Source organism: Agrobacterium sp. CCNWLW32 (assembly GCF_037083425.1).
GTDB classification, from domain to species: Bacteria; Pseudomonadota; Alphaproteobacteria; order Rhizobiales; family Rhizobiaceae; genus Agrobacterium; species Agrobacterium radiobacter.
In genome coordinates this window covers 1-806 of record NZ_JBAOJM010000039.1, presented here as the reverse complement: position 1 = coordinate 806, position 806 = coordinate 1, and the positions used below count along the sequence as shown (strand labels likewise).

At 60.4% G+C, this 806-nt stretch carries 1 protein-coding gene; it reads right to left on the bottom strand.

Annotated elements, in window-relative coordinates; genetic code table 11:
* Positions 1-51: 51 nt before the first annotated feature.
* A complete protein-coding gene (locus V6R85_RS26000; protein WP_111785219.1) occupies positions 52-756 on the bottom strand; it encodes an IS6 family transposase in 705 nt (234 codons plus the stop codon).
* Positions 757-806 lie beyond the last annotated feature (50 nt).

Below are 806 nucleotides of genomic sequence, written 5' to 3'. Positions count from 1 at the left end.
GGTGATGTCAGGTTAATCGGGACGAGTGCGCATCCGGCAGGGTCGGAGTGATCATGCGGCTGTCCCGGCCACGCCCTTCCAGTGTGCGATCGCCCTGAGGCGATGCAGGTGGACGTCGATGGCTGTATGTTTCGAACCGGTTGGGGCGAACAAGTTTCGGACCGCGGAGAAGACGGTGACGAAAAGTTGCAACGCGCCCGGCGAGCGGAACCGCTGCATCACCCGCTCTCGTTTTCGCAGCGGCAGATGCGAGTTTTCGGCCCGGTTGTTCAACCCCTTGTGTGATCGATGCTCGACCGTGGGCATGATTTGACGCCGTGCAGCGCCGTAAGAGCGAAGCTTGTCGGTGACGATACGCTTCGGGGGGCATCCCTGCTTCTTCATCAGCCGGACCAGCAGGCGCTTGGCAGCCTTGGTGTTGCGACGAGCCTGGACGATTTCGTCGAGTACATAGCCATCCTGGTCGACAGCCCGCCAGAGCCAATGTTTCCGCCCGCCGATCGTCACGACCACCTCGTCCAGATGCCAGATGTCGCGCGGGCTTGGCGGTTTGCGACGCAAGCGACCGGCATATTCTGGGCCGAATTTCTTCGCCCAACAGCGGATCGTCTCATAGGAAACGACGATGCCGCGTTCCAGCAGCATCTCTTCGACCAGGCGCAGGCTCAGCGGAAATCGGAAATACAGCCAGACTGCATAGGCGATCACAGAACGCGGGAAACGGTGGCGCTTGTAGCTGACAGGACTCTGGCTCATGACGGCGGGATAGTCGCAAAATCTCACCGGCAGTTTAACCTGACATCACC